The sequence below is a fragment of the Zobellia galactanivorans genome, from assembly GCF_000973105.1.
Lineage (GTDB): Bacteria > Bacteroidota > Bacteroidia > Flavobacteriales > Flavobacteriaceae > Zobellia > Zobellia galactanivorans.
In genome coordinates this window covers 1,728,396-1,752,679 of the sequence record NC_015844.1, presented here as the reverse complement: position 1 = coordinate 1,752,679, position 24,284 = coordinate 1,728,396, and the positions used below count along the sequence as shown (strand labels likewise).

The following is a 24,284-nucleotide window of genomic DNA, read 5'->3' as shown; positions in this document are numbered from 1 at the left end:
AAAAAAGACCTTCCAGAAGGTCTTTTTTTTGTTTAGGTGCCGTAGTTAGGGGGCTATTTCTTTTTGTATTTCTTTTTATATGTTCCATTTCCTTCATCAAAGGTAAGGGTCAGGATGTCACCTGAAATACTGAATTTGGCAACAGTAATATCTGGGTTGTTTTCGGTACCATAGTCCAATCGTACCTTGCTGTCGAATTGATAGGTCCAAGAGCCCGAGGAATGGGTGCCTTCTATGCACTCATCGCCTGCTGTACTGGCAAAGTGGTATTCATAATCAAAAACATTACCGTTTTTAAAGCGAAGCAGGTCCATACGCGCACATTCATCGGCGGGTTCTTCGCCATTGTCATCGGCATAGGCAATATATGACCAAGTACCCAAAATGTCGCCATCACCTCCGGAGTCATCTTTTTTACATGAAGTAAACATACAGCCTAGGGCTATGGCGAATAGTAAAATCGGTTTTTTCATCTTGTTTCCGTTTGGTGAGGCCTTAAAACGGACCAATTTTTGGGAAATTATATATGAAGACGTCTTTTAGGGGAAATACAGGGTTTTATGGGTGAAGTCGAAATGAAAAATCGATGTCTTGCACACTGTCTAGCCCTAGGCCACATTTGTATTTTTATATTTGAGAGAGGTCATTTAGGCTTCCCAAGTGTTGGAAAAGGTAGCGGAAGGTCAAAAAAATGTTTAATAGCCCGTAATGTATCTCGCATATTTGGGCATGATTTTCTTAAGCAATAAGGCCAAGAACATACTGCCAAATATGAGGGCGGTCCATACCAAGAAATAGGTAGCCCAGGGGTGCGGAATCGGAATTTGGAATTTTGCCTTTAAAACCGTGAATAATTGCAGTACATAACCATGAAGAAAATAGATGGCAAAACTTGTGGAGGCCAATATTGACAATAATTTGTTTTGATTGTTTTCAAAGCGATGTAAGAAAAGCATAAAGAAAACACACAGTATTGACTTTTGAAGTAATATAAGGTCGATGCCATCATATTCAAACGCGTGTTTTTGATAGTTGTCGTACCTGCCGAGCGATGCCTGTAATGCCGCAATCGAGAGAACGATTGTCAGGAGTAGTAGTTCTTTGTTTTTGAGGTTTTTGTAAATAAAGGTTTTGTTCTGTGAACAGAGGATGCCCAATAGATAGGGGGGCGTAAAGTATACCACGGACTGAAGTACGTTAAGTTCGTCTACCGGTCTGTGTATGAGAAGTGCGATTACAAATAATAGAAAGAGTATTGAAAGCTGATAGGTCGGTTTCAGTTCAATAAATTTGATATGGATGGGATACATTATAAATAAACAAACGGCAAAGGGAATGTACCAATAGGCTACCAAGTGTGCACCCGTTATGTAATAGAGGATTGTAGGAATGAGGTATCCGTTTACAAAACCGTCTGATCCTAAAGGGAAATATTGGCCCCAGAAGTTGGGTTCTAGCTGTAATTTGAGGAAGATGGGGACAATCGATAAAATGGTATAGGGAATTAAAAGGCGTCTTAGTTTTTGTGTCAAAAATTGCCTGGTTTTTTCCCTGAGATAAAAAACGTGATGAAACAAAAAGCCTGAAATAAAAATAAAATTTATGGTGCTTCCTGCGGTAAGATTGGCAAATAGGGCTTCCGGGAAGGTGTCGATTTTAATCTCTGAAATAGAATAGCAATGTGCCGAGACAATAAGCAAAATAGAAATCCCCCTATAAATATTGATTGAGTTTAAGTACATAGAAAAGTCGATTGTGGGGGGAGCACATCATGGGTATTGAAAATTCGGTTTTAGATAACTACACTTTCGATTTCTTCGGTTTCTTCCTTTGGTTCAATGGGGCTATCTTCCTTTAAAACCTTCGAAAATACGAAAGCCCCAATTTCTTTAATGGGTCCGTATAATACCGATTCTTGCATGGTCTCATCTTTTACGACCCCGGCAGAATTGTTGACGCGTTCAAAGAATATAAGCAAGGCCCCTAATATCACGGCCACTTTAACCACGCCAAAAATGCCTCCAGCAACTTTGTTAAGTAGTCCTAACATGGCAAAGTTGGCAATTTTGGTCAAGAACTTGCCGGCCAGTTGTACTGCCAATACGATTACGATAAAAGTAATGACAAAGGCGGCAATATTAATGTACCGTTCGTTCCAATCCATGTTTTGTGAAAGGTAGTCGCCGGCGTAATATGAAAAATGAATGGCGCCATAAATTCCCGCAATTAAGGCGACAATAGAGGCAAGTTCCACAAAAAGCCCGTTTTTTAAGCCTTTCCAAAGGCCGTATAAAAGCAGTAATCCTAAAATAATATCCAAGAAACTCATAAGGGTAGTCTTTACACAAAAGTAGTGTTTTGATTCGTACCTTTGTGGGCTACAGCGAAGTAAACAAAAAACGCGAGAATAGATGTCTAGAGATGAAGAATTAAAAGGAAGATGGAGTGCATTGGTAGAGAAGTTGTCGGCCCAGTTCGCCGATGGTGACCCCTTAGAGCTCGATGCCATTATCTATTTGGTTGGCGTACAGGAATTAGGACAGTACCATCGAAAATACAGGAAAGACGACAAATTAGACCTGATGCACATTGCCATCTGTCGTTTGTTGGAGCCCTATGGCTATTATGAATTCGATTATTTTGATGAGGAAGGATGGCCTCACTACCATGTCAAGGAAGAATTGCCGCCTTTGAAAGCGGGGGAACAGGCCGTATTGATGAAGGAAGCCGTTGTCGGCTATTTTCTAGAGAAGGAATACATTGTTTGATGCCTTCGAAAATACGTCCTATAGGCGACTTGTCTTTAGGGGTGCATAAGGGAAGTAAAGGTTTCAAAAGATAGGCCTTCTGTTAGTTTGATGGCGCAAGTACGATTTTAAGAGATGAAAGGTTTGATCCAGTTTTTTAAGAGACACCCCATAAAACTTACCTTGTTGTTTGTGGCTGTGGTGGCGTATTACTTTTGTCTTCCCCGGAACCTCTTTGATGCACCAACGGCCACAGTAGTGGAAAGTAGGCAAGGAAGCTTGTTGGGCGCCCGCATTGCCGACGATGGCCAGTGGCGTTTTCCTGTTGCCGATAGTGTTCCGGAGAAGTTTGAGCAATGTATTTTGCAGTTTGAAGATGCCCATTTTTATGAGCACTTTGGCTTCAATCCGATTTCAATGCTAAAGGCCCTACGGGAGAATGTTGCCCAAGGAAAGGTAGTGAGGGGCGGTAGTACGCTCACCCAACAGGTCGTACGTCTGTCAAGGGGCCAAAAAAAGCGTTCGTATTTTGAAAAGCTTATCGAGTTGGTATTGGCTACCCGCCTAGAAATACGGGAGTCAAAACGGAACATTTTAAAACTCTACTGTGGGCATGCACCTTTTGGGGGCAACGTTGTAGGACTTGAAATGGCGGCGTGGCGGTATTTCGGACTCAGGCCTTATCAGTTGTCTTGGGCGGAAAGCGCAACATTGGCGGTGCTTCCTAACGCCCCAGGCCTTATTTATCCGGGAAGGAATCAAGATCGACTTTTAAAAAAACGCAATCGGCTGCTGAAAAAGCTGTTTGACAATAAGATCATCGATCGAGTTACTTACGACCTTTCCTTACTTGAGCCACTTCCTGCCAAACCTTTTTCCTTGCCCGATAAGGCTCCGCACCTAGTGCAGTATATGTCAAAAATCAATAAGGGAAAACGTATGGTAAGCAGTGTTGATGAAAAATTGCAACAGCATGTGAACGCCATCGTTAAAAAACACCATGCCAACCTCAAGCAAAATCAAGTGCACAATGCTGCGGTAATGGTAGTCGATGTACACACACGTAAGGTTTTGTCATATGTGGGGAATACGCCTACCGATGCTGAGCATCAAAAAGATGTCGATATGGTACGGGCCAACCGCAGTACCGGAAGTGTACTCAAACCATTGTTGTATGCGGCTATGTTAGATGCAGGAGAGCTATTGCCCGATATGTTGGTGGCCGATGTGCCTACCCAAATAGCGGGGTATACCCCTGAGAATTTCAGTGAAAATTATAGTGGGGCGGTCGCGGCCAAAAAAGCGTTGGCACGTTCGTTGAATATACCTGCGGTGCGACTTCTACAAGCGTACGGATTGGAAAAGTTTAGAGACCAACTCGATGTTTTTAAGCTAGGGGGTATAACAAAATCTGCCGACCATTACGGACTTACCCTTATTTTGGGAGGGGCCGAAAGCAATCTGTGGGATCTTTGTAAAACCTATGCGAACTTGGCCGGAACCCTTAACCATTTTAATGCCACATCGAGCGAATATTACACCGGGGAGTTTACCGATTTGGACTTAAAAACCGACGCAACGGTCGATTATGGAAAAAAATCCCTTGAAAAAACGGTTTTCGATGCCGCAAGCATTTACCTCACTTTTGAAGCTATGAAGGAGGTAAACAGGCCCGAGGGCGATGAATCTTGGCAGTTCTTCGATAGTAGCAAGGAAATTGCCTGGAAAACCGGAACGAGTTTCGGTAACAAAGATGCATGGGCCATAGGTGTTACTACCGACCATGTGGTCGGTGTGTGGGTCGGGAATGCCGATGGCGAAGGACGGCCCAACGTAAGCGGTGTTTCAAGTGCCGCTCCACTTATGTTCGATGTTTTTGATGTCTTGCCCCGTAGCCAGTGGTTTCAAAAACCCTTCGACGAGTTTACCGAAATCAACGTATGCGCCGAGAGCGGTTATTTGGCAACCGACCTTTGTCAAGTAAAGCGGATATCTATTCCTAATAAGGAGAATTATGTAAGTTCTTGTCCGTATCATCAAATGGTCCACTTAAATGCCCAACGGCAATTTCAGGTCAACTCTTCATGTGCCGACGTGTCGAATATCGTCTCGGAACCATGGTTTGTGTTGCCTCCCCTAATGGCCTATTATTACCGCTCGGCAAATCCTTCGTATCGCGAGCTACCTCCTTTTCAGGCCAATTGTCGCAATGACGGCGACCCGCCCATGCAGTTTATCTACCCAAAAAACGGAAGTCGTATCACGCTCGCCAAGAATTTTGAGGGGAAGACGAACGAATTGGTCGTAAAATTGGCCCATATAAAAGCGGGCGCCGATGTTTATTGGTATCTCGATGAAACTTTTGTGGGGCAGACCCATACCTTTCATGAAATCGCCCTATTACCCAAGAAAGGCCGTCACAAGATTATGGCCCTAGACGGTTTTGGTAATGAAGTTTTCGTTACCATTACCATTGAATAAAATTCCTACTTTGTAGTTGCGTAATATTCGAGTATATTTATATATCTTTGCTGTGCTACACTATGCTACTATTGTGTGGTTTTGGCTTTAAAACTTTCGCAAATGAAATACATTATATCTCTAGACCAAGGTACCACCAGTTCTCGCGCATTGCTTGTAGACCAAGAAGGCAAGATTCAGGGCATGGTGCAGAAAGAATTCAAACAGATCTTTCCAAAGTCGGGTTGGGTAGAACACGACCCCAAAGAAATTCTTGAAACCCAATTAGGGGTGTTAAAAGAATTGTTGAAGAACGAAGGTGTTGCCGCAAGTGACATTTTGGCCATTGGGATTACCAATCAGCGTGAGACCACAATGGTATGGGACAAAACTACGGGCGAGCCCGTTTATAACGCTATTGTTTGGCAAGATAAACGTACGGCAGATATTTGTGAGCATTTAAAAAAGAGTGGATTATCAGAGCACGTTGGGCAGACTACCGGACTTGTAATTGATTCTTATTTTTCCGGAACCAAGGTAAAGTGGATTTTAGATAATGTAGAAGGGGCACGTGCAAAAGCCGAAAATGGTGATTTGTTAATGGGTACTGTAGATACTTGGTTGGTATGGAATATGACCAATGGTGCAAACCATGTTACAGATTATACCAATGCATCACGTACCATGATTTACGATATCGTAAACCTAAAATGGGACGATAAGATGCTCAGGGCCCTTGGCATTCCAAAATTGATGCTTCCCGAAGTAAAACCATCGGCACATCATTTCGGTGATTATGAAATCGATGGGGTTAAAATTCCGATTGCCGGTATTGCCGGTGATCAACAGGCCGCTTTGTTCGGACAGGCCTGTTTCAATAAGGGGACGGCAAAAAACACCTATGGAACCGGTTGTTTTATGTTGATGAATACAGGGGAAAAACCTCAATTTTCCAAAAACGGACTCCTTACTACCATTGCTTACGGATTGGATGGAAAAGTGAACTATGCACTTGAAGGAAGCATATTTATTGCAGGTGCAGCCATACAGTGGCTTCGCGACGGATTGGAAATTATTAAAGATGCCAAGGAAACAGAAGCGCTTGCCGATTCCGTTGAAGGTGAAAACCCGGTTTATGTGGTTCCCGCTTTTGCAGGTTTGGGAGCGCCCTATTGGGATATGTACGCCAGGGGAGCGGTATTTGGATTGACCAGGGATACGGGTAAGGCACATTTGGCCAAGGCTACTTTAGAATCATTGGCTTACCAGACCAAAGATATTTTAAAAGCGATGGAAGATGATTCTGGAATTCAGTTGAAAAACCTTCGTGTAGATGGTGGTGCTTGTGCCAATAACCATTTAATGCAATTTCAGGCCGATATATTAGATTCTGAGGTTCACCGCCCAGAGGTAATAGAGTCTACAGCTATGGGTGCCGCGTTTTTGGCAGGCATTCAAGTGGGGCTGTGGAAACAAGAAGATGTGGATCAAAATAGACCTATGAACAGAATCTTTAAGCCTACCTTTGACCGCGTAAAACGGAAACGTCTTTACAAAAAATGGAAGCAGGCCGTAGAGCGAACCAAAGGATGGGAAGAACAATAAAAGAAAGACACAGCAGTATAATACCGCAATACAGTAAAAGAATATTATGAAAAATATTAGGTTTTCAAATTTGGATAGGGCAAAAACGATTGCCGAGCTTACCTCCAGCACCTACGATCTTGTCGTTATCGGTGGAGGTATTACAGGCGGGGGGATTGCCCTTGATGCCGCCTCACGTGGACTCAAAGTGGCCTTGGTCGAAAAAGGGGATTTTGCCTCCGGAACCAGTAGTAAATCGACCAAATTGATACATGGCGGACTGCGATATTTAAAGCAATTCGATTTTTGGCTGGTAAAGGAAGTCGGATCTGAACGTGCCATCGTCCATAAACTGGCACCACATTTGGTCCTTCCCGAAAAAATGTTGCTTCCCCTTATTGAAAATGGTTCATACGGTAAGTGGCTGACTTCAATCGGTCTGAAGGTATACGACATTTTGGCCCAGGTAACCGGTGACGATAAGCGTCAAATGCTTGAGAAAAAAGAAGCTTTGAAGCTTGAACCTTTGCTTCCGAAGAAAATATTGAAAGGCGCCGGCTATTATGCCGAATACCGTACCGATGATGCGCGATTGACCATTGAGAATATCAAGTCGAGCCTATTGTTCGGGGCACAGGCCTTAAACTATGCCGCGGTTGAGGATTTTATTTACGAGGATGAAAAAGTAGCGGGGGTTCAAGTAAAAGACGGGGTCTCAGGGGCTACTTTCAATATTAAATCGAAATACGTGATCAGTGCTGCGGGCCCATGGGTCGATGAATTGCGAAGTACCAATAACTCTAAAAAAGGAAAGCAATTACATCTGACCAAAGGGGTGCATTTGGTCTTTCCTAAAAAGAAATTACCGATAAAGCAATCCGTTTATTTTGATGTGCCCGACGGTAGAATGATGTTTGCAATACCGCGCGGTAAGGTGACCTATATCGGTACTACCGATACCAATTACAATAAGGACAAGGATAACGTTCGCACAGACTTGGCCGATGCCATCTATCTCATATCCGCAGTGAACAACATGTTTCCCGATATCAATCTGGAAATGGACGATATTATATCATCGTGGGCAGGTCTGCGTCCCTTGATCCATGAAGAGGGAAAATCGGCTTCCGAACTTTCTAGAAAAGATGAAATATTCACTTCCGATACAGGCCTGATAAGTATTGCCGGAGGTAAGCTTACCGGGTATAGGAAAATGGCGGAAAGGGTCGTTGATCGCATAGCCAAAAGAATGGAAGAAGAAGAGGGTACCGAACTAAAAGAGTGTTATACCGAGAAGATATTTCTTTGTGGCAACGTAGATTTTAAAAAGTTCAAGCATGTTGAAAAATACATCAGTGAAGTTTACGGCCGTATCAAAGGGGATGGTTTTACCAAACACGATGCTTGGTTCTTGGTTACCACCTATGGAAAGCAGACCGAAATGATTCTAGAAAATTACGAAGGTTTTAGCGATACCGATAAATACGTACGTTTGGCAAAGGCCGAACTGCGTTTCTGCATCGACTATGAAATGGTGCAGAATCCCATGGATTTTTTCATTAGAAGAACGGGCCGACTGTACTTTGATATTGATAGCGTGAGAACGCTAATGGAGCCTATTCTGGAAGAATTTAAATCCATTTTTGCCGTAACCGATGAACAACTGGTCTCATGGCGAAAGATTTTGGAAAACGAATTAGACGAGCATTCTAATTTTTCCCTAGATCGTGGATAACCTATTTGGGTAATTTTAAAAATAAGTTGAGTTGGAAATCGGGCCGTAGTTGTAAACTGCGGCCCGATTCTTTTTTACCTTTATCTGGTATGGTTAATCTAATTTATCGGTAAGGCCCTTGAAGACTTTACTGGCACTTTTTCCTTCGTAGAGAACGGCGTATACGGCATCGATAATCGGGGTTTTGACCTTCTTCTTGAAGCTCGATTTCAGTTTGTAGGCACTGGCCGTGGCATAATAGCCCTCGGCTACCATACGCATCTCCATTTGGGCGCTTTTTACGGTGTATCCCTTGCCGATCATATTACCGAACATGCGGTTACGGCTAAAGGTAGAATAACCGGTTACTAACAGGTCTCCCAAATAAGCCGACTCGTTGATGTTGCGGTCTATTTTGTGTATGCGCTTGGTAAAGCGTTTCATCTCCCGAATGGCATTGCTCATGAGTACGCTCTGAAAATTGTCGCCGTAGCCAAGGCCATGGGCTATACCGGCTGCTATGGCATAGATGTTCTTTAGCATGGCCGCGTATTCCGTACCGATGATATCATTGGTGGTCTTGGTCTTGATGTAGCTACTGCTCAGGTTTTTGGCTACAAATTTGGCTTTTTTCGTATCTGCACAGGCTATGGTCAGGTACGATAGACGTTCTAGGGCAACCTCTTCGGCATGGCAAGGCCCGGCAATAACGCCAATGTTCTCAAAGGGTATTCCGTATTTTTTGTGAAAATGCTCGCCCACGATCAATCCTGTTTCGGGTACAATGCCTTTGATGGCCGAAAACACGATTTTATCTTTTAGCGAACCTTTGATTTTTTGCAACTCGCCCTCAAGAAAAGCCGAAGGTATGGCAAATATGAGAATGTCAGAATTGCTGACCGCCTTGTTGATGTCGTCGGTAAGCTCAAGTTTATCGGTGTCAAATGTTACCGATGTTAGATAATTGGGGTTGTGTTTTTGAATGTTGATAAAACCTACGGCATCTGAATTTCGCATGTACCAACCCACTTTTTCTTGGTTCACACAAAGCATTTTTACAATGGCCGTAGCCCAGCTTCCGCCGCCTAATACTGTAAATTTTTTGGTCATGGTGCTATGATAAATGACTTAGTTACTATGGTATGGTTGGTTGTGGGTATTGGGGTTTCACTAGGTACAAAACTAGTTAATTTAAAAATTGAAACCTTAAGTGCTGATTAACAGTTTGTTAAAAAACTTGGCACGGTGATTGATTTTTGAAGTGTGAACTATAATACCAAGATTATGAAAGCAAAACTACTTTTGACCTCCGTACTTATGGGCGTTTTAATGACGTCATGCTACACTGAAGTTATCGTTGAAGATGAATATATAGATGAACCCGTATACAATACAAGTCAAGTGCTACACGCATATGACCTGTGGTATGTTGATATAAACGCTACTAGGGGAAATGGGGAAGTACCTTTTTTACAACGGGCGTTTACGATTTCCTTTGATAGGGGGACCTTGTACGCTAACAATAATATTGTAGGGATAGGAAAGACCGGAAACGGTTTTGGAATCGATGTAGGTTTTTACGATACGGTACGTGGTGCCGTGGAAATCGATCACGATGTAGATGGACAATGGTTTTTAGATGTGTTTGCCGTAAACGGTAATACCATAGAACTCTATGATGCACGCTCCGATACTTCGTATTTTTTAAAGGGATATCAGGTGGGTAACTTTGATTATGACATGGTGTTCTATGATAACATCAACTATTTCTTACAAGAATATGATGCTTGGGAAAAGACATATACAAGTCTTGAAGGTGCCTTGAACGAATTTGACAACGAGAACTTTTTACAGTTTAATCCGGGCTATTTTAGATCGTCGATCGATGCCCCTGGAACACGCTTGGTAGACCTTCAGTGGGATTTTGAAGGGAATTACTCGGTGTATGACATAGAAAACGATGAAACGCTCAAAACTTTAACACTGGACTACCGTTTATCGAGCAATGATTATTTTGAATTGTACGTTATTAATGATAGTACTATCGAGCTGTATCACCCCCGTAGCAAAACGGTTTACGAATTTAGGGGAAGAGGCTATCAACAGTACTTAAAAGCCGGAAAAGGCGCAGTTGAAAAAAAGAGAAAAAAGACTTCCAATCCCATTATGAAGGTGAAAAGAAGTAGAGATATATAAACGTTTTTTGGTTGGTTATTTAGTTAGGAATCGCCCTGGGCAGCAATGCTTGGGGCGGTTCTTTTTTTATAGGATCGGTTTTTCTGTTATATTTCTTACGGGCTATTCTTTGTAAGGAAATAAGCTTAAATAGTAATATTTTGATGTTCAGATATTTATAGTTGTAATTTCTTCAAATGCATTTAATCCCCTAGTCTATGGCTTATAGGGTATTTTGGTGTATTTTTGCCCGCTCAAAATCCTACTGTCGTGAAGAAGTATTTCAATTTATTCGATTTTAAGCAAAAGGTAGATTACAAGACCGAGATTCTATCGGGTCTTACCGTGGCCTTGGCCTTGGTTCCCGAGGCCATTGCATTCGCCCTTATTCCGGGGTTTTCTCCGTTAACGGGTTTATATGCGGCCTTTATTCTTTGTTTGGTAACTTCTATTCTCGGAGGTCGTCCTGGTATGATTTCCGGAGCCACGGGCGCCGTAGCCGTAATTTTTGTCGGATTGATTTTAGAGTTGAAACGCACGTTTCCGGGTATTGAGCCCGAAACCATATTGAACTATGTTTTTGCTACCGTCATCATTGCGGGAGTACTACAGATTCTGGCCGGTGTACTAAGGTTGGGTAAATTCATTCGCTTGGTGCCGCATCCGGTAATGTTTGGATTTGTTAATGGTTTGGCCATTATCATTTTTATGGCACAGTTTCCTAACTTCTATCAAAAGGGTACGGATCAATTGTTGACCGGGCCATCTATGTATATTATGCTAGGACTTACGTTGTTGACCATGGTTATCATTTGGGGTTTTCCAAAGTTGACCAAGGCCATCCCCTCTTCATTGTTGGCCATTGTTGTAGTCTCTGCAATAGTTATCGGTTTTGGCGTTGACACCCTTACCGTGGCCGATACCATGGGTGAAGGAGAAACGATCAAAGGTGGTTTTCCCCCGTTGTCCATTCCCCAATTGCCAATGACGCTTAAAACACTTAGTATAATTTTCCCTTACGCCGCCATTGTTGCAGGTGTTGGCTTGATTGAAAGTTTGTTAACCTTGAATATTATCGATGAAATTACGGATACCAGGGGTAGCGGAAACAAAGAATGCGTTGCCCAAGGAACGGCCAACATCCTTTCCGGTTTCTTGTCAGGAATGGGCGGTTGCGCTATGATCGGTCAGAGTTTGATCAATACCTCTTCAGGAGCTAGGGCACGTTTGTCAGGTATTACTGCAGCGATTATGCTATTGGTTTTTATCATGTTTGGCTCTAGTCTTATCGAACAGTTGCCTATGGCCGCATTGGTCGGGTTAATGTTTATGGTGGCCATTGGTACTTTTGAATGGGCGAGCTTTAAGACTTTTGGAAAGATGCCAAAGTCCGATGTAGTGGTTATGGTCTTGGTAACCTTGATTACCGCCATTACCCACAACTTGGCCATTGCCGTTCTATTAGGTGTGATTATCTCTGCATTGGCCTACTCTTGGGAAAATGCCAAGCGTATTCGGGCTAGGAAATATACCGATGAAAACGGAGTAAAGCACTATGAAATATACGGCCCCTTATTCTTTGGCTCAACGACCTTATTTTCTGAGAAATTCGATATCGCGAACGACCCCAAGGAAGTGGTTATAGACTTCAAGGAAAGCCGTGTGGCCGACATGTCGGGTATAGAGGCCTTGAATAAGATTACCGAACGTTACGCCAAAGCTGGTAAAAAGGTACACCTTCGCCACCTTAGCAAAGATTGTATCCGTCTATTGGCGAACGCCGAAGATATTATCGACGTTAACGTTATGGAGGACCCTACCTACAAGGTTGCCGTTGACAAGCCTGAAATCGAAATCTAATATTTAGAGCGGCCGTGATCTATATGATACGTTGGTGTTTATTCGCCTCCGTAAAGTTTATATACTTCAGAGCCTGCACTTAAGAAAGCCCCTGTTCCGTATACTTCGGTTTTATCGGGCCAAGCTTTTCCTGGGGCTGCGCCAATAGGTTGCACATAGCCTAGCATACCGTCTTTTGTTACATGGCTTACCATGGCGTTCCAGCCTTTTTTTACGGCCGGTTCGTAAGTCTTTTTGTCCAGTATCCCATTGTTGATACCCCATGCCAGGCCGTACACGTAAAAAGATGATCCGCTTGTTTCTGGGGTAGGGTAAAACTCTTGTCCCAACAGGCTCATGGCCCAATGCCCTTCAGAAGTCTGTATCGCAATTAATTTTTCGGCCATTTTTTTATAGATGTCCAAGAAATAGGCGTAGGCTTCACTCTGTGGTTCAAGTTCGTTCATGATATTGACAAGACCGGCAAATACCCAGCCGTTTCCTCTAGACCAAAATACTTTAGTGCCATTGTCCAATTTGTCGAAGTATCGTTCGTCACGGTAATATAGGCTCTCTTCCTTATCAAAAAGAAAATCGGTGGAAGCCTTAAACTCGGAAAGCATGAAATCTAGGTATTTTTCTTCGCCCGTAACCTTATACAATTTAGCCCATACAGGGGGAGACATAAAAAGGGCATCACACCAGTTCCAACGGTCTTGGTGGTATGGGGTAGCCCAATTTAAGACACTTTGTGAGGGGTGGTACATTAAAAAGTTGAATTGCTCTTTGGTAGGGGCAATCATTTTTTCGTCTTTGTATTTTCGATACAGCTCAATATACATTTGACCAACCGTATGGTCGTCTGCGTGGTATTTTCTTCTGTACAATTGCCAGGCGTTTTCTTCACCTATCTTCTTTAGCCATTCGTAATAACTATCGTTGTCTGCCATAGCGGCCCATTTGACCATGCCTACATAGAGTGCGCCATTGGTCCAGTCCAATGGGTGATGTGGCTTCTTATGGTCGCTGTACAATCCGTCAAAGTGGTCAATTTGCCAATCGGCAACACGTTGCATGGTTTCCTTTACTTTCTTTGGCTTTATCTTTTGGGAAAAAGACGTGCCCGTACACGAAAAAATAATAATGGCAGTAAAAAAATGGCGTAGTAGTTTCAATGTAAATGTTTTTTTGGATGGGTTAAGAACCTCTAATATATTCAAAAAAAGTATGCCGTTACCCTAAGATAGAAGGATAACGGCATAATAGTATAAAAAATGTCGACCTTACAGGGTGCGCAAGTATTCCGCAACCGCTCTTGTATCTTCGTCAGAAAGATTTTGGTTCAACATTATGGCGTTGTTGTATTCTTTTAGAAGTGCTTTAGCAATCGGGTCTTCTTTCAACATTTTATCAGGGTTGGCGATCATGTTCATAACCCAAGCCGGACTCCTTCTTTCGTAAACACCTTTTAGTGCTGGGCCTATCAAACGTTTATCGACCATGTGACAAGCCGTACAAACCGCTTTGAACTTGGCTTCACCGGCAGTGGCCAACTCGGCATTGATATCGGCATCAAAGGAAATATCTTTATACGGGCCTACACCTTGGTTGTCCATGTCTACCGGAACACCTTCGGATTTAGCTTCTACCGCTTTGGTTTCGGTTTTGGTACGGTTCATTTCAAAACCGCCCTTTTTTTCTTCTTTTTTTTCTTCGCCACAACTGGCTAGTAGTGCACCTAGTGCCAATACGCTTAATAATTTTTTCATTTTATGCCTTATTTCAATATTCAAGCCTTTATTGTGGCTTTTTGTTTGCGGCACTAATATAGCGAATCACTAAATTTAAACCATGTCTTGCACAAATTTAATTGCTGTTTTTTCGGAGTAATAAAAGTTTGAAGAGCTTACGAAGCCCACATGACCCCCATAATCGGGAAGGTTTAAATACAGATGCCGATTTTTGTTGGCTTCGGCCACCGGATAACATTCCTCGCCCAAAAAAGAATCGTTTTTGGCATTGATGATTAAGGTAGGGATTTTTATGTCGGGCAAGAACTGTCTGCAACTGCATTGTTGGTAATAATCAATGGCGTTTTTAAAACCGTGTGCCCTGCTCGTATAGATGTCGTCAAAGTCTTTTAAGGTTTTAATATTCGTGATATCCTCCATTGATATGTTATTGGGAAACATCTTTTGTTTGGGATATAATTTTTCGACCAAATGTTTTTTGAAACGTTTGGCATAGAGGTAGTTGTTGGGCGATAGGAGCGCTCTGAGCGAGCTGTAAAGGTCACAGGGAACCGACACACCGATTACCGCTTTTAGCTCAGGGGGCAAGTCCCTTGCTTCTCCGGCATATTTTAGGGCCATATTTCCGCCCAGACTAACGCCTTTTATATAAATTTCAGAATAGTTTTTGTTTTTTACGATATGTTGAACAACGGCGTCGAGGTCTTCGGTGGCACCGGAATGGTACGAACGAAACAAGCGGTTGGTTTCACCGCTGCATCCCCTGAAATTTACGGCGCATGCATCGATACCATCTGCATTAAAGGCTTTGGCGCTTCCTGTGATATAGGGGCGTTGGGCATTGCCTTCTAGGCCGTGCAATAGTATCACCACTTTTTCTGAGGCAATTTTGGCATAGCTCCAGTCCAAATCCATAAAATCCCCATCGTCAAGCTCAATGCGTTCTCGGGTTTGCTGTACTCCTTTTATGCGTCTAAAAAGACCGGAATATACTGTAGAGAGATGTCCGTTCTTAAATATAAAGGGGGGATTGTAATGTGAGGTAACTAAAGGCATTTTGGCAAGATATATAAAATGATATTAAGGAAAACGGCCGTGTGAAACTTTATTGTAAATTTAAGCATGTCAAAAATAGCCCAAAAATGTGGTCATTTAAATCAGATCACGGAAGTAAAACAGGCAAAGGCACAGGAATGTGCCAAATGTTTGGAAACCGGAGATAGTTGGGTTCATTTACGTACCTGTCAATCTTGCGGCGTTACACTTTGTTGTGACAGTTCACCCAATCGACACGCCAGCAAGCACGCCCATTCAAGTGGGCACCCCGTAATAAGTAGTGCAGAACCTAACGAAAGATGGCTTTGGTGCTATGAAGATGAACAAATCGCTAGATATTAAATTATGAATGATCCCAGATTTCCGCAATTGCCCCAAAGCCATGTCAATATTTTAAAGGGATATGGGAATATTGAACACTATAACGAAGAAACGGTAGTATTCGATTTAGGCCAACTGAGGTATGATTTCTTTGTTGTACTCGAAGGAGAAATTGCCATACTCAACCCTAACAATGAAAAAAAAGTAATAGTTGTACATGGTAAGAACGAGTTTTCGGGAGATAGTGGAATGTTATCTGATCGCGGAGCGCAGTTTAGGGCCGTTGCCAAAGCGGGTTCGGAGCTTCTTAAGGTGAGTCCCTATAAATTAAAAGAGGCCATAGCCAAACATAGTAATCTAAGTGATTTGCTGCTTAATGCTTTTTTGCAGCGTCAAGATACCATTTTGAACGAGTACGTAGGAGGTATCAAGTTGGTAGGGTCGGGCAACTCAAAAGAGGCCTACGCCATTCGCGATTTTATGGATAAGAACTATATCTGGTATAACTTTTTAGATGTAGATCAAACTTCGGAAGCCAATGATTTGCTCAAAAATTTTGACCTTTCCGAAAAGGATCTGCCTCTTATGATCTGCAACGGAGGCCAGCTTCATATGAAACCTTCCTTAGATGAAGTGGCCCGTTTTTCTGGGGTGTTAATGGATTTTGAAGACAAGATATTCGACCTGTTGGTCATCGGCGCAGGTCCATCGGGCTTGGCGGCCAGTGTCTATGCGGCTTCTGAAGGATTAAGTGTCGTTACCATAGATAGCAATGCCCCGGGAGGCCAGGCCGGAAAGAGCTCTAAAATCGAGAATTATTTGGGATTTCCTACGGGAATATCGGGGCGTGACCTTGCGAATCGGGCCTATGTACAGGCGCAGAAGTTCGGTTGTAATATTTCCATTCCCCATAGGGCGGAAAAAATAGAGCATACGGGCAACCATTTTGTGCTTTCGGCCACTAACGGAAAAGTAATAAAGGCAAAGTCGTTAATGGCGGCTACGGGAGCCAATTATCGGCAATTACCTATTGATGCCATTCAAAAATACGAAGGTAGCGGGGTGTATTATTCCGCTACGGGGATGAACGCATCGGCTTGCAAAAGTGAATTGGTAGGCGTTGTGGGAGGAGGAAATTCGGCGGGTCAGGCTGCATTGTTTCTTGCCGATTATGCCAAAGAGGTACATGTGGTATTACGGGGAGGTGACCTCGGGGCGAAAATGAGCGATTATCTCGTACAGCGCATTGAGGCGGCACCTAATATTTACGTGCAATTGAACGCCCAAGTAACCGAATTGAAAGGAGATCATCATTTGGAATCGCTTGTATTGCGTAAAAAGGATGGCCAGGAAACCGAAATGAACATTACCAACCTGTTTACCTTTATAGGGGCCAAACCATGTACCGAATGGTTGGAGGGCATTGTGGCCACCGATGAAAAAGGTTTTGTTTGTACAGGGCCGGGAATTAATGAAGAAGACCTGTATATGTGCGATATCTACAGCCAACGGAAACCACAGTCCCTAGAGACTAGTATACCGGGTTTTTTCGCGGTGGGCGATGTGCGCAAGGGTTCTGTAAAGCGGGTTGCTTCCGCGGTAGGCGAAGGGTCGATGGCGGTAAGTCAAGTCCATCGGTTTTTGGCCGATTTGAGGGCTAGGGAATCGGCAGGTGTAAAAGCCTGGTCAATAAAATAAGGGACCGCCGAGAGAGTTGATTCCACGAGGGTCCCTTGCAAACTTTTAATTGGTTTTACTTCGGATATTTTTCCAATACCTTTATTTGTTCTTCAATGGCCGATTTGAATTCGCTTTTTAGTTGGGAAATCAACTCTGAAACCGGAAGCGTATTGTCGATCAAGGCCGAACCTTGACCTGCCGACCAAATGGTCTTCCATGCTTTGGCCTCGGTATCGAGCTCTTTCCCAAAATCGATTTTCCTGTCCTTTTTAAGGTCTTCCTCGGTCAGTCCCGCCGCTTTTAGGCTTGCCCCTAGAAAATTGGCATGAACCCCTGAAATGGCAGCCGTATAGACTACGTCATTCGCTCCGGCATCAATGATCATCTTTTTGTATTCGGGAGATGCCTTGCTTTCTTCGGTATTGATAAAGCGCGTGCCCATATAGGCCAAGTCGGCGCCCATTTGTAGTGCAGAGGCAATATCGCGCCCCGTACTGATACATCCTGAAAGAATGATGGTCTTGTGAAAAAATTTCTTTATTTCGGAAACCAATGGCATTGGGTTGGTCGTACCTGCATGCCCGCCTGCACCTGCGGCAACTAGGATCAAGCCATCGACCCCAGCTTCCTGGGCCTTTTCCGCATGACGTTTTTTGATGATATCGTGAAATACGAGTCCGCCATAACTATGAATGGCATCAACCACCTTGGAGACCGCCCCAAGAGAGGTGATGACCAGGGGGACTTTATGTTTTATGCAGAGTCTTACATCGGCCTCGAGCCTTGGGTTGGTCGGGTGTACAATAAGGTTTACGCCATAGGGCGCTGGCTTCTTACCGGTTTCTTTTTCAAAATTTTCAAGTTCGGTTTTGATCTCGATAAGCCACTCTTCAAAACCCTCGCTAGTGCGCTGGTTAAGGGCGGGAAATGTTCCGACAATACCGTTTTTACAACATTCTACAACTAGTTTTGGGCTTGATATCAAAAACATGGGGGCTGCAATGGCTGGCAGCGCCAATTCGTCTATAAATGAAGGTTTAGCACTCATATGTATCGGTATTAGATAGAATTAAATTAGCAGTAAACTTTAAGGCTAGAAATTCCTTTGTTTTTCAAAACTATGGTATTTTTGCTATTCTTATGCATGCATAAGAAATTAATTCGCAAAATATGTATCTAAAAGAGTTTGAAATTCGCTGGAGCGATGTTGACGCAAACCGGCATTTGGCCAATTCTGCTTATCTGAATTTTATGAGCCACACACGGATGAGTTATTTGACCGAAATCGGTTTTAGCCATCGAACACTACTGGAGAGAGAGATCGGTCCGGTGGTTTTTTACGAACATATGTACTACTTCAAAGAGGCTTTTCCCGGTAAGCCCGTAAAGGTTTCCATGGAAATTATGGGAATGAGCGAAGATGCACAGTTCTTTGAATTCCATCATAATTTTTACGATTATAAGGGAAGGAATTTTGCCCATTGTGAAATGATGGGTGCCTGGATCGACCTGAAGACCCGTAAGCTCACCGGTTTGACCAACGATTTGTTGGAAAAATTCAGTGCTATTGAAAAGGCCGAAGGGTTTAAGGTATTGACCAAAGAGGATACTAGAAGGTTCGCTAAGGCTCCAAGGGATTTGGTTTAGGTTTTTTACTGGCCAAGTATACGCCTAAAAATACCAAGCAACCAGCGAGTATTTTAAGTGTCGTAAGTTTGTCCTGCCCTGTGGCCACCGCAAAGAGTATGCCTATTAAGGGTTGAATGTATACAAAGGCACTTAGGGTAGAGGCTTTCAACTGGGTCAAGGCAAAAATGTTGAACAGATAGGTGCAAAATGTAGTTCCTAAAACTACAAATGCAATTTTCCACAAGGCTTCAAAAGGTAGGTTGGGCCAGTCTATGGCCATAAGTTCATGATATCCGAACGGAAGACAGATAAATATGCCGATGGTAAAAAGCCATTTCATAAAGGTAAAGGGGTGGTACTTGGCAATTAAGGTTTTTGCTCCGATCAGGTATGAACCGTAGAATACCGAATTCATAAAAATCAGAAAATTTCCCAAGGGAATATTGGGGGCGTCCGCTCTTAGTTCCGTTCCGAAAAAGATAAGTCCAAGTGCGCCTAAAAGGCCTATCAAGATACCTATCATTTTTTGGGGTATGATTTTTTCCTTGATCAAAACCGCCGAGAGCAATACCACTATAATCGGTGTGGTGGTGATTAAGACAGCGCTATTGATAGGGGTAGATAAAGAAAGGCCCTTGAAGAACACCAGCATATTGAGGCCCATGCCCAAAAGCGCGCAGATGAACATTCTCGGATAATCCTTTTTTTCAATCTTTTCCTTGGGGCCAAAGAAGGAAACGCTCCAAAACAATATTGATGCGCCAATGACCCGCAACATGATAAACCCAAAGGGCTGTACATGGTTCGGCATTACCCCTTTGGCAATCGTATGGTTCAAGGCGTAGATTATGGTTGCGCCGATGGCGGCCAATATGGCTAGTGTGCGCCGGCTCAATGGTGTAAGGCGACTTTGGCTTCTTCAACTGTTTTTTTGCTGTTCCCCACAAAAATTTGCCCGTCTACAATGATGACCGGCCGTTTTAGAAAAGTATAGTGCTTTAGGATCAAATCTTTCAACTCGCTTTCCGAAGGCTGCTTTTCGTGTAGTCCCAGTTGTCGGTAAAGGCGGGCGCGTTTGCTGAACAAGGCTTCGTAGCTTCCGGCAAGTGCTTGCATTTGTTCTACCTGTTCGGGCGTCATGGCCTCCGTTTTGATATCTTGAAGGGCAATGCCATCTAAGGGCGCTAATTCCTTGAGTATTCTTTTACAGGTGTCACAGGTGGAGAGGTAGTAAATCTTTTTCATTCTTCTTAACATAAATTCACTTTGCAAAGAAACCCAATTCAGTTCAATTGTACTATTTTTGGGGCCTACTATTAAAATTCAATTGCCGTGGAGAAAATTTTTGATGTTACTCTAGAGAACAGAAAACGTCTTTATAAGATACTTACCGAAACCCCTAAGGAGCAACTGCTTGAAATACCCAAGGGTTTCAACAATAACGTTTGGTGGAATATTGCCCATACCGTAATCACTACACAAATATTGGTATACAAATTGGGTAAGCTTCAAATGCGGGTTCCCGGTGAGCTTGTTGAAAAGTTTATGAAGGGCACCAAGCCTGACGGAACTGCCACCGAGGAAGAAATGAAGCTTATTGCCGATTTCTTGATCTCTACGGTAGAATGGGCCAAGGAAGACTACGAGGCAGGTCTTTTTCAAGACTACACTACCTATACTACCAGTGCGGGGGTTACCTTAACATCGGCTGAAGATGCACTTACCTTTAACTTGTATCACGAAGGATTGCATGCCGCTGCCATTATCGCCTTGCTCAAAGTGGTAGGAAAGTAATATTTACGATTTGTTTTTGGCCAAATACGGTTTTATTTCTGAGAATGGTAAGGTTAGAACTATGGGGCCATCCGCATAGGACGCCACCTCATAAGGGTTGTATAACAACCTTATGCCTTCTTCGGTAAACCCGATGTTTTCAGGCAAGTGGAATACATCGCTCTCGAACATAAACCCGGTACTATTGATCGGACTGTCTTGGGGGATGTGTTCTTGGTCCCTGAATTTTTGTTCGGCGAACTTTTCAAAATCTTTACGGTCTTGAAAAAGTTGCCAGTTCTCCAGTTCTTTGGCTTTGTGCTTGTCAAAATTCAAAAAACGCTGAGAGCCGTAACCGTGGGCGCCTCCGGTGAAAATATAGGAATTTAGCTCAATGGTAAGAAAGTCGTTGTCTTCATACGACACCTTACCTTCTATATTGGCCTCCCAACGGGTAGCCTCTTCGGGGTATAGCTTTTTAAGCTCCCAATAGCCATTGCTAAAAGATTCAACGGCATCTTTTATCGATGATGCCTCTAGCTCATCGTCGTAGTTTAGGGTTTCAATGATTTCTTCTTTCAGGGCGGTATTGATCGTCTTGGCCATCTTTGAATTCTCAAGGGCTTTTGGAATCTGTATTTCAACCGTCGGACACTCCGAACAGCGTGTCTCATCGAGGTTTAAGGTCTCAAAGGTCAGTTTGTTTTCTTTTTGGCAGCCGACAAATACCAAAAGTAAAATGATATAGGTAACTTGGGTTCTCATAGTGAAATTTAGTTGGGGTAGAATAAAAATAAGCTGGATTGTCCAGCATCAAAGATAATGATAGATTTGAACGAATAAATATAAAAAATGGGCGAAAAAACGTTAAAATTCAACAGTAAGACAATACACGGAGGGCAGCAGCCAGACAAGGCCTATGGCGCCGTTATGCCTCCTATTTATCAAACATCTACCTATGCACAGACCACTCCTGGTGGACATAAGGGCTACGAGTATTCGCGAAGTGCCAACCCCACCCGAACGGCATTGGAGAATTCATTGGCCAGCATTGAGAATGGCACCTATGGTTTGGCCTTTGCAAGTGGCTTGGCGGCTATTGATGCCGTTATAAAATTACTTGGCCCGGGTGATGAGGTGGTTTCAACAAACGACTTATACGGGGGAAGCTACCGATTGTTCAAACAGATATTCGAGAAATATGGCATAAAATTCAATTTTGTCGGCATGCAAGATACCGATACCATCGAAGCGGCCATTACAGGAAATACGAAGTTGATATGGGTCGAGACCCCGACCAACCCTATGATGAATATTATAGATATTAAGGCGGTGGCCGCAGTTGCCAAAAAACACAATGTGTTGTTAGCGGTAGATAATACATTTGCCACACCGTATTTGCAGACTCCCTTGGATTTGGGGGCGGATATCGTTATGCATTCCGCGACCAAATATTTAGGCGGGCATAGCGATGTGGTCGCAGGGGCCTTGGTCGTTAAGAACAAAGAACTGGCAGACCAACTTTATTTCATCCAGAATGCTAGTGGGGCGGTATGTGGACCTATGGATAGCTTTTTGATTTTGAGAGGTATAAAAACATTGCATGTGCGTATGCAGCGCCATTGTGAGAACGGCGAAGCCGTTGCGCGATATTTGGAAAATCATCCCAAAATCGAAAAGGTGTATTGGCCCGGTTTTGAGAGCCACCCCAACCATGAAGTCGCCAAAAGTCAAATGAACGGATACGGGGGCATGATTTCCTTTGTAACAAAGGGCAGTAGTTATGAGGAGGCTATAAAGATAGTTGAGCGGCTTAAATTGTTCACCTTGGCCGAATCCTTGGGAGGGGTGGAGAGTTTGGCAGGACATCCGGCCAGTATGACCCATGCGAGTATACCCAAAGAAGAACGGGAGAAGAGCGGGGTGGTCGATGCTTTGATCCGCTTGAGTGTGGGTATCGAAGATAAGGACGATTTGATAGCCGATTTGGAGCAGGCTATAGGATAAGCGTCACGGGGGATTTTTTGAAAAATCGGCTTTTTTATTCTTAATAATAACATAATTTTACCGAGACTATCAAAATCTAACAAAATAATTCTATAGGACATCTGTTTATGGATTCAAAAATTAAAGACTTCATGGATGAAGTCAAAAAGCGAAACGGACATGAGCCCGAGTTCATTCAAGCGGTGCAAGAGGTTGCTGAGACGGTAATCCCATACATTGCGGAAAATGAAATATACAAGGGCAAAAATATCTTGACCCGAATGGTAGAGCCCGAAAGGCTGATATCGTTTAGGGTGGCATGGGTAGACGATGAAGGTGTTATCCATGTGAACAGGGGATATCGCGTTCAGATGAACTCAGCCATTGGTCCATATAAAGGAGGTTTGCGTTTTCATCCTTCCGTAAATGCCAGTATCTTAAAATTCCTAGCTTTCGAACAGGTGTTCAAGAACAGTCTTACGACCTTGCCTATGGGCGGTGGTAAAGGAGGCTCCGATTTTGACCCGAAGGGCAAGTCAGACGATGAGGTTATGCGCTTTTGCCATGCGTTTATGACGGAGCTTTGCCGTCATATCGGCCCGAATACCGATGTGCCTGCGGGAGATATCGGTGTTGGCGCCCGTGAAATCGGGTTCTTGTTCGGTATGTACAAGAAAATTAGAAATGAGTTTACCGGGGTATTGACGGGAAAGGGACTCTCATGGGGAGGCTCTAGGATCCGTCCGGAAGCTACAGGGTATGGAACCGTATATTTTGCAGAAAGTATGCTCAACACCAAAAATGAAAGTTTTGAAGGTAAAACCGTGGTTATTTCGGGATCCGGTAACGTGGCGCAATACGCGGCGGAAAAAGTGTTGCAGCTAGGCGGTAAGGTGGTTACACTTTCCGATTCTGCCGGGTATATCTACGATCCAGAAGGTATCGATGTCGAGAAATTGGACTATGTAATGGATCTTAAGAACAATAAACGCGGTAGGATTTCGGAATATGTGGAAAAATACAGTGGGGCGCAGTATCATAAGGGTAAGACGCCTTGGAACGTAAAATGTGATATAGCCCTTCCTTGTGCTACCCAGAACGAGTTAACAAAGCACGATGCGGAAGCTTTGTTGAAAAACGGTTGTATCTGCGTGGTCGAGGGAGCCAATATGCCGTGTAATGCGGATGCCGTGCATAAATTCCACGAAGCCAAAATTTTGTTCGCACCAGGCAAGGCTTCTAATGCCGGGGGCGTGGCAACCTCAGGTCTGGAAATGTCGCAAAACTCATTGCGTATCAGCTGGACAAGGGAAGAGGTCGATGAACGACTCCGTGATATCATGAAGGAAATTCACGATTCTTGCATCAAATACGGTAAAGAAGACGATGGCTACTGTAACTATGTAAAAGGCGCGAACATCGCTGGTTTTGTAAAAGTTGCCGATGCCATGTTGGCCCAAGGGGTGATTTAATAGGTAACTTAATAATAGTAAATAGACGAGACCCGTAGCTTTTGAAAGTTACGGGTCTTTTTAGGGTTGACCGTGTTTTCCACTACGTAGATTTTAA

General features: G+C 43.4%; 23 protein-coding genes. 12 read left to right on the top strand and 11 right to left on the bottom strand.

Annotation, left to right across the window (positions count from 1 at the left end; genetic code table 11):
* Positions 1 to 53 precede the first annotated feature (53 nt).
* The 3 genes from ZOBGAL_RS07005 to ZOBGAL_RS06995 all read right to left on the bottom strand — a co-directional run bounded on the left by ZOBGAL_RS07005 (position 54) and on the right by ZOBGAL_RS06995 (position 2,329).
* A complete protein-coding gene (locus ZOBGAL_RS07005) occupies positions 54 to 473 on the bottom strand; it encodes a lipocalin-like domain-containing protein (protein ID WP_013992839.1) in 420 nt (139 codons plus the stop codon).
* Positions 474 to 695: 222 nt separating this feature from the next.
* Complete coding sequence (locus tag ZOBGAL_RS07000; RefSeq protein WP_013992838.1) at positions 696 to 1,742, bottom strand: acyltransferase family protein; 1,047 nt, start codon at positions 1,740 to 1,742, stop codon at positions 696 to 698.
* Between the two features lie 50 nt (positions 1,743 to 1,792).
* Entirely contained in the window at positions 1,793 to 2,329 is a 537-nt protein-coding gene (locus ZOBGAL_RS06995; RefSeq protein WP_013992837.1) for a CvpA family protein, read from the bottom strand.
* An 82-nt stretch (positions 2,330 to 2,411) separates the two neighbouring features.
* On the opposite strand from ZOBGAL_RS06995, the gene ZOBGAL_RS06990 reads away from it, so the two are divergent.
* The 4 genes from ZOBGAL_RS06990 to ZOBGAL_RS06975 all read left to right on the top strand — a co-directional run bounded on the left by ZOBGAL_RS06990 (position 2,412) and on the right by ZOBGAL_RS06975 (position 8,526).
* Positions 2,412 to 2,768 carry a hypothetical protein gene (locus ZOBGAL_RS06990; protein WP_013992836.1) on the top strand — a complete coding sequence of 119 codons (357 nt, stop codon included), beginning with the start codon at positions 2,412 to 2,414 and terminating at the stop codon, positions 2,766 to 2,768.
* 114 nt (positions 2,769 to 2,882) lie between these two features.
* Positions 2,883 to 5,228 (top strand): penicillin-binding protein 1C, encoded by a 2,346-nt coding sequence (gene pbpC, locus ZOBGAL_RS06985; RefSeq protein ID WP_013992835.1) that lies wholly within the window; start codon positions 2,883 to 2,885, stop codon positions 5,226 to 5,228.
* A 102-nt stretch (positions 5,229 to 5,330) separates the two neighbouring features.
* Positions 5,331 to 6,812, top strand: a complete 1,482-nt coding sequence (gene glpK, locus ZOBGAL_RS06980) for a glycerol kinase GlpK (protein WP_013992834.1) — start codon at positions 5,331 to 5,333, stop codon at positions 6,810 to 6,812.
* Positions 6,813 to 6,858: 46 nt separating this feature from the next.
* A complete protein-coding gene (locus ZOBGAL_RS06975) occupies positions 6,859 to 8,526 on the top strand; it encodes a glycerol-3-phosphate dehydrogenase/oxidase (protein ID WP_013992833.1) in 1,668 nt (555 codons plus the stop codon).
* 93 nt (positions 8,527 to 8,619) lie between these two features.
* Here the strand turns inward: ZOBGAL_RS06975 and ZOBGAL_RS06970 are convergent, their stop codons facing one another.
* The gene (locus ZOBGAL_RS06970) at positions 8,620 to 9,615 is read right to left on the bottom strand and encodes an NAD(P)H-dependent glycerol-3-phosphate dehydrogenase (protein WP_013992832.1); all 996 of its coding nucleotides are present in this window, start codon (positions 9,613 to 9,615) and stop codon (positions 8,620 to 8,622) included.
* Between the two features lie 174 nt (positions 9,616 to 9,789).
* Here ZOBGAL_RS06970 and ZOBGAL_RS06965 point away from each other — a divergent pair, with 174 nt between their 5' ends.
* Both ZOBGAL_RS06965 and ZOBGAL_RS06960 read left to right on the top strand, forming a co-directional pair.
* Positions 9,790 to 10,701, top strand: a complete 912-nt coding sequence (locus ZOBGAL_RS06965) for a hypothetical protein (protein ID WP_013992831.1) — start codon at positions 9,790 to 9,792, stop codon at positions 10,699 to 10,701.
* A gap of 249 nt (positions 10,702 to 10,950) precedes the next feature.
* Positions 10,951 to 12,540, top strand: coding sequence for a SulP family inorganic anion transporter (locus tag ZOBGAL_RS06960; protein ID WP_013992830.1), 1,590 nt, complete (start codon positions 10,951 to 10,953; stop codon positions 12,538 to 12,540).
* 38 nt (positions 12,541 to 12,578) lie between these two features.
* On the opposite strand, the gene ZOBGAL_RS06955 is transcribed toward ZOBGAL_RS06960, so the two are convergent.
* The 3 genes from ZOBGAL_RS06955 to ZOBGAL_RS06945 form a co-directional block, all read right to left on the bottom strand.
* The gene (locus ZOBGAL_RS06955; RefSeq protein ID WP_052725658.1) at positions 12,579 to 13,694 is read right to left on the bottom strand and encodes a glycoside hydrolase family 88/105 protein; all 1,116 of its coding nucleotides are present in this window, start codon (positions 13,692 to 13,694) and stop codon (positions 12,579 to 12,581) included.
* Positions 13,695 to 13,802: 108 nt separating this feature from the next.
* A complete protein-coding gene (locus ZOBGAL_RS06950; protein WP_013992828.1) occupies positions 13,803 to 14,288 on the bottom strand; it encodes a c-type cytochrome in 486 nt (161 codons plus the stop codon).
* A gap of 75 nt (positions 14,289 to 14,363) precedes the next feature.
* On the bottom strand, positions 14,364 to 15,326 hold the full coding sequence (locus ZOBGAL_RS06945) for a YheT family hydrolase (RefSeq protein WP_013992827.1): 963 nt from the start codon (positions 15,324 to 15,326) through the stop codon (positions 14,364 to 14,366).
* Positions 15,327 to 15,392: 66 nt separating this feature from the next.
* On the opposite strand from ZOBGAL_RS06945, the gene ZOBGAL_RS23035 reads away from it, so the two are divergent.
* Together ZOBGAL_RS23035 and ZOBGAL_RS06940 are read left to right on the top strand one after the other, a co-directional pair.
* Complete coding sequence (locus tag ZOBGAL_RS23035) at positions 15,393 to 15,668, top strand: UBP-type zinc finger domain-containing protein (RefSeq protein WP_084724340.1); 276 nt, start codon at positions 15,393 to 15,395, stop codon at positions 15,666 to 15,668.
* Between the two features lie 3 nt (positions 15,669 to 15,671).
* Positions 15,672 to 17,345, top strand: coding sequence for an FAD-dependent oxidoreductase (locus ZOBGAL_RS06940; protein WP_013992826.1), 1,674 nt, complete (start codon positions 15,672 to 15,674; stop codon positions 17,343 to 17,345).
* Between the two features lie 55 nt (positions 17,346 to 17,400).
* Here the strand turns inward: ZOBGAL_RS06940 and ZOBGAL_RS06935 are convergent, their stop codons facing one another.
* Positions 17,401 to 18,375, bottom strand: a complete 975-nt coding sequence (locus ZOBGAL_RS06935) for an NAD(P)H-dependent flavin oxidoreductase (RefSeq protein WP_013992825.1) — start codon at positions 18,373 to 18,375, stop codon at positions 17,401 to 17,403.
* Positions 18,376 to 18,497: 122 nt separating this feature from the next.
* Here ZOBGAL_RS06935 and ZOBGAL_RS06930 point away from each other — a divergent pair, with 122 nt between their 5' ends.
* The gene (locus ZOBGAL_RS06930; protein ID WP_013992824.1) at positions 18,498 to 18,974 is read left to right on the top strand and encodes an acyl-CoA thioesterase; all 477 of its coding nucleotides are present in this window, start codon (positions 18,498 to 18,500) and stop codon (positions 18,972 to 18,974) included.
* Here the strand turns inward: ZOBGAL_RS06930 and ZOBGAL_RS06925 are convergent.
* Both ZOBGAL_RS06925 and ZOBGAL_RS06920 read right to left on the bottom strand, forming a co-directional pair.
* Entirely contained in the window at positions 18,949 to 19,851 is a 903-nt protein-coding gene (locus ZOBGAL_RS06925; RefSeq protein WP_013992823.1) for a DMT family transporter, read from the bottom strand. The two genes, ZOBGAL_RS06930 and ZOBGAL_RS06925, sit on opposite strands and share 26 nt — an antisense overlap.
* A complete protein-coding gene (locus ZOBGAL_RS06920; RefSeq protein WP_046287388.1) occupies positions 19,848 to 20,201 on the bottom strand; it encodes an arsenate reductase family protein in 354 nt (117 codons plus the stop codon). The genes ZOBGAL_RS06925 and ZOBGAL_RS06920 overlap by 4 nt, the downstream gene beginning before the upstream one ends.
* Before the next feature lie 87 nt (positions 20,202 to 20,288).
* On the opposite strand from ZOBGAL_RS06920, the gene ZOBGAL_RS06915 reads away from it, so the two are divergent.
* Positions 20,289 to 20,750 (top strand): DinB family protein, encoded by a 462-nt coding sequence (locus tag ZOBGAL_RS06915; protein WP_013992821.1) that lies wholly within the window; start codon positions 20,289 to 20,291, stop codon positions 20,748 to 20,750.
* Positions 20,751 to 20,753: 3 nt separating this feature from the next.
* On the opposite strand, the gene ZOBGAL_RS06910 is transcribed toward ZOBGAL_RS06915, so the two are convergent.
* On the bottom strand, positions 20,754 to 21,494 hold the full coding sequence (locus ZOBGAL_RS06910; protein WP_013992820.1) for a DUF3298 and DUF4163 domain-containing protein: 741 nt from the start codon (positions 21,492 to 21,494) through the stop codon (positions 20,754 to 20,756).
* Positions 21,495 to 21,581: 87 nt separating this feature from the next.
* Between ZOBGAL_RS06910 and ZOBGAL_RS06905 the strand changes: the two genes are divergently transcribed.
* Positions 21,582 to 22,736: a cystathionine gamma-synthase gene (locus tag ZOBGAL_RS06905; protein WP_013992819.1), complete on the top strand. Its 1,155-nt coding sequence runs from the start codon at positions 21,582 to 21,584 to the stop codon at positions 22,734 to 22,736.
* Positions 22,737 to 22,843: 107 nt separating this feature from the next.
* Complete coding sequence (gene gdhA, locus ZOBGAL_RS06900; RefSeq protein ID WP_013992818.1) at positions 22,844 to 24,187, top strand: NADP-specific glutamate dehydrogenase; 1,344 nt, start codon at positions 22,844 to 22,846, stop codon at positions 24,185 to 24,187.
* The last annotated feature ends 97 nt before the right edge of the window (positions 24,188 to 24,284 follow it).

What these genes read in the sequence shown, in the direction of transcription:
- ZOBGAL_RS06930 (WP_013992824.1), top strand. Translation starts at nt 18,498, where the DNA reads ATGTATCTAAAAGAGTTTGAAATTCGCTGGAGCGATGTTGACGCAAAC.
- ZOBGAL_RS07005 (WP_013992839.1), bottom strand. Translation starts at nt 473, where the DNA reads ATGAAAAAACCGATTTTACTATTCGCCATAGCCCTAGGCTGTATGTTT.
- ZOBGAL_RS06905 (WP_013992819.1), top strand. Translation starts at nt 21,582, where the DNA reads ATGGGCGAAAAAACGTTAAAATTCAACAGTAAGACAATACACGGAGGG.
- ZOBGAL_RS06940 (WP_013992826.1), top strand. Translation starts at nt 15,672, where the DNA reads ATGAATGATCCCAGATTTCCGCAATTGCCCCAAAGCCATGTCAATATT.
- ZOBGAL_RS06970 (WP_013992832.1), bottom strand. Translation starts at nt 9,615, where the DNA reads ATGACCAAAAAATTTACAGTATTAGGCGGCGGAAGCTGGGCTACGGCC.
- ZOBGAL_RS06975 (WP_013992833.1), top strand. Translation starts at nt 6,859, where the DNA reads ATGAAAAATATTAGGTTTTCAAATTTGGATAGGGCAAAAACGATTGCC.
- ZOBGAL_RS06920 (WP_046287388.1), bottom strand. Translation starts at nt 20,201, where the DNA reads ATGAAAAAGATTTACTACCTCTCCACCTGTGACACCTGTAAAAGAATA.
- pbpC (WP_013992835.1), top strand. Translation starts at nt 2,883, where the DNA reads ATGAAAGGTTTGATCCAGTTTTTTAAGAGACACCCCATAAAACTTACC.
- ZOBGAL_RS06910 (WP_013992820.1), bottom strand. Translation starts at nt 21,494, where the DNA reads ATGAGAACCCAAGTTACCTATATCATTTTACTTTTGGTATTTGTCGGC.
- ZOBGAL_RS06935 (WP_013992825.1), bottom strand. Translation starts at nt 18,375, where the DNA reads ATGAGTGCTAAACCTTCATTTATAGACGAATTGGCGCTGCCAGCCATT.
- ZOBGAL_RS06965 (WP_013992831.1), top strand. Translation starts at nt 9,790, where the DNA reads ATGAAAGCAAAACTACTTTTGACCTCCGTACTTATGGGCGTTTTAATG.
- ZOBGAL_RS06990 (WP_013992836.1), top strand. Translation starts at nt 2,412, where the DNA reads ATGTCTAGAGATGAAGAATTAAAAGGAAGATGGAGTGCATTGGTAGAG.
- ZOBGAL_RS06995 (WP_013992837.1), bottom strand. Translation starts at nt 2,329, where the DNA reads ATGAGTTTCTTGGATATTATTTTAGGATTACTGCTTTTATACGGCCTT.
- ZOBGAL_RS06945 (WP_013992827.1), bottom strand. Translation starts at nt 15,326, where the DNA reads ATGCCTTTAGTTACCTCACATTACAATCCCCCCTTTATATTTAAGAAC.
- ZOBGAL_RS23035 (WP_084724340.1), top strand. Translation starts at nt 15,393, where the DNA reads ATGTCAAAAATAGCCCAAAAATGTGGTCATTTAAATCAGATCACGGAA.
- glpK (WP_013992834.1), top strand. Translation starts at nt 5,331, where the DNA reads ATGAAATACATTATATCTCTAGACCAAGGTACCACCAGTTCTCGCGCA.
- gdhA (WP_013992818.1), top strand. Translation starts at nt 22,844, where the DNA reads ATGGATTCAAAAATTAAAGACTTCATGGATGAAGTCAAAAAGCGAAAC.
- ZOBGAL_RS07000 (WP_013992838.1), bottom strand. Translation starts at nt 1,742, where the DNA reads ATGTACTTAAACTCAATCAATATTTATAGGGGGATTTCTATTTTGCTT.
- ZOBGAL_RS06950 (WP_013992828.1), bottom strand. Translation starts at nt 14,288, where the DNA reads ATGAAAAAATTATTAAGCGTATTGGCACTAGGTGCACTACTAGCCAGT.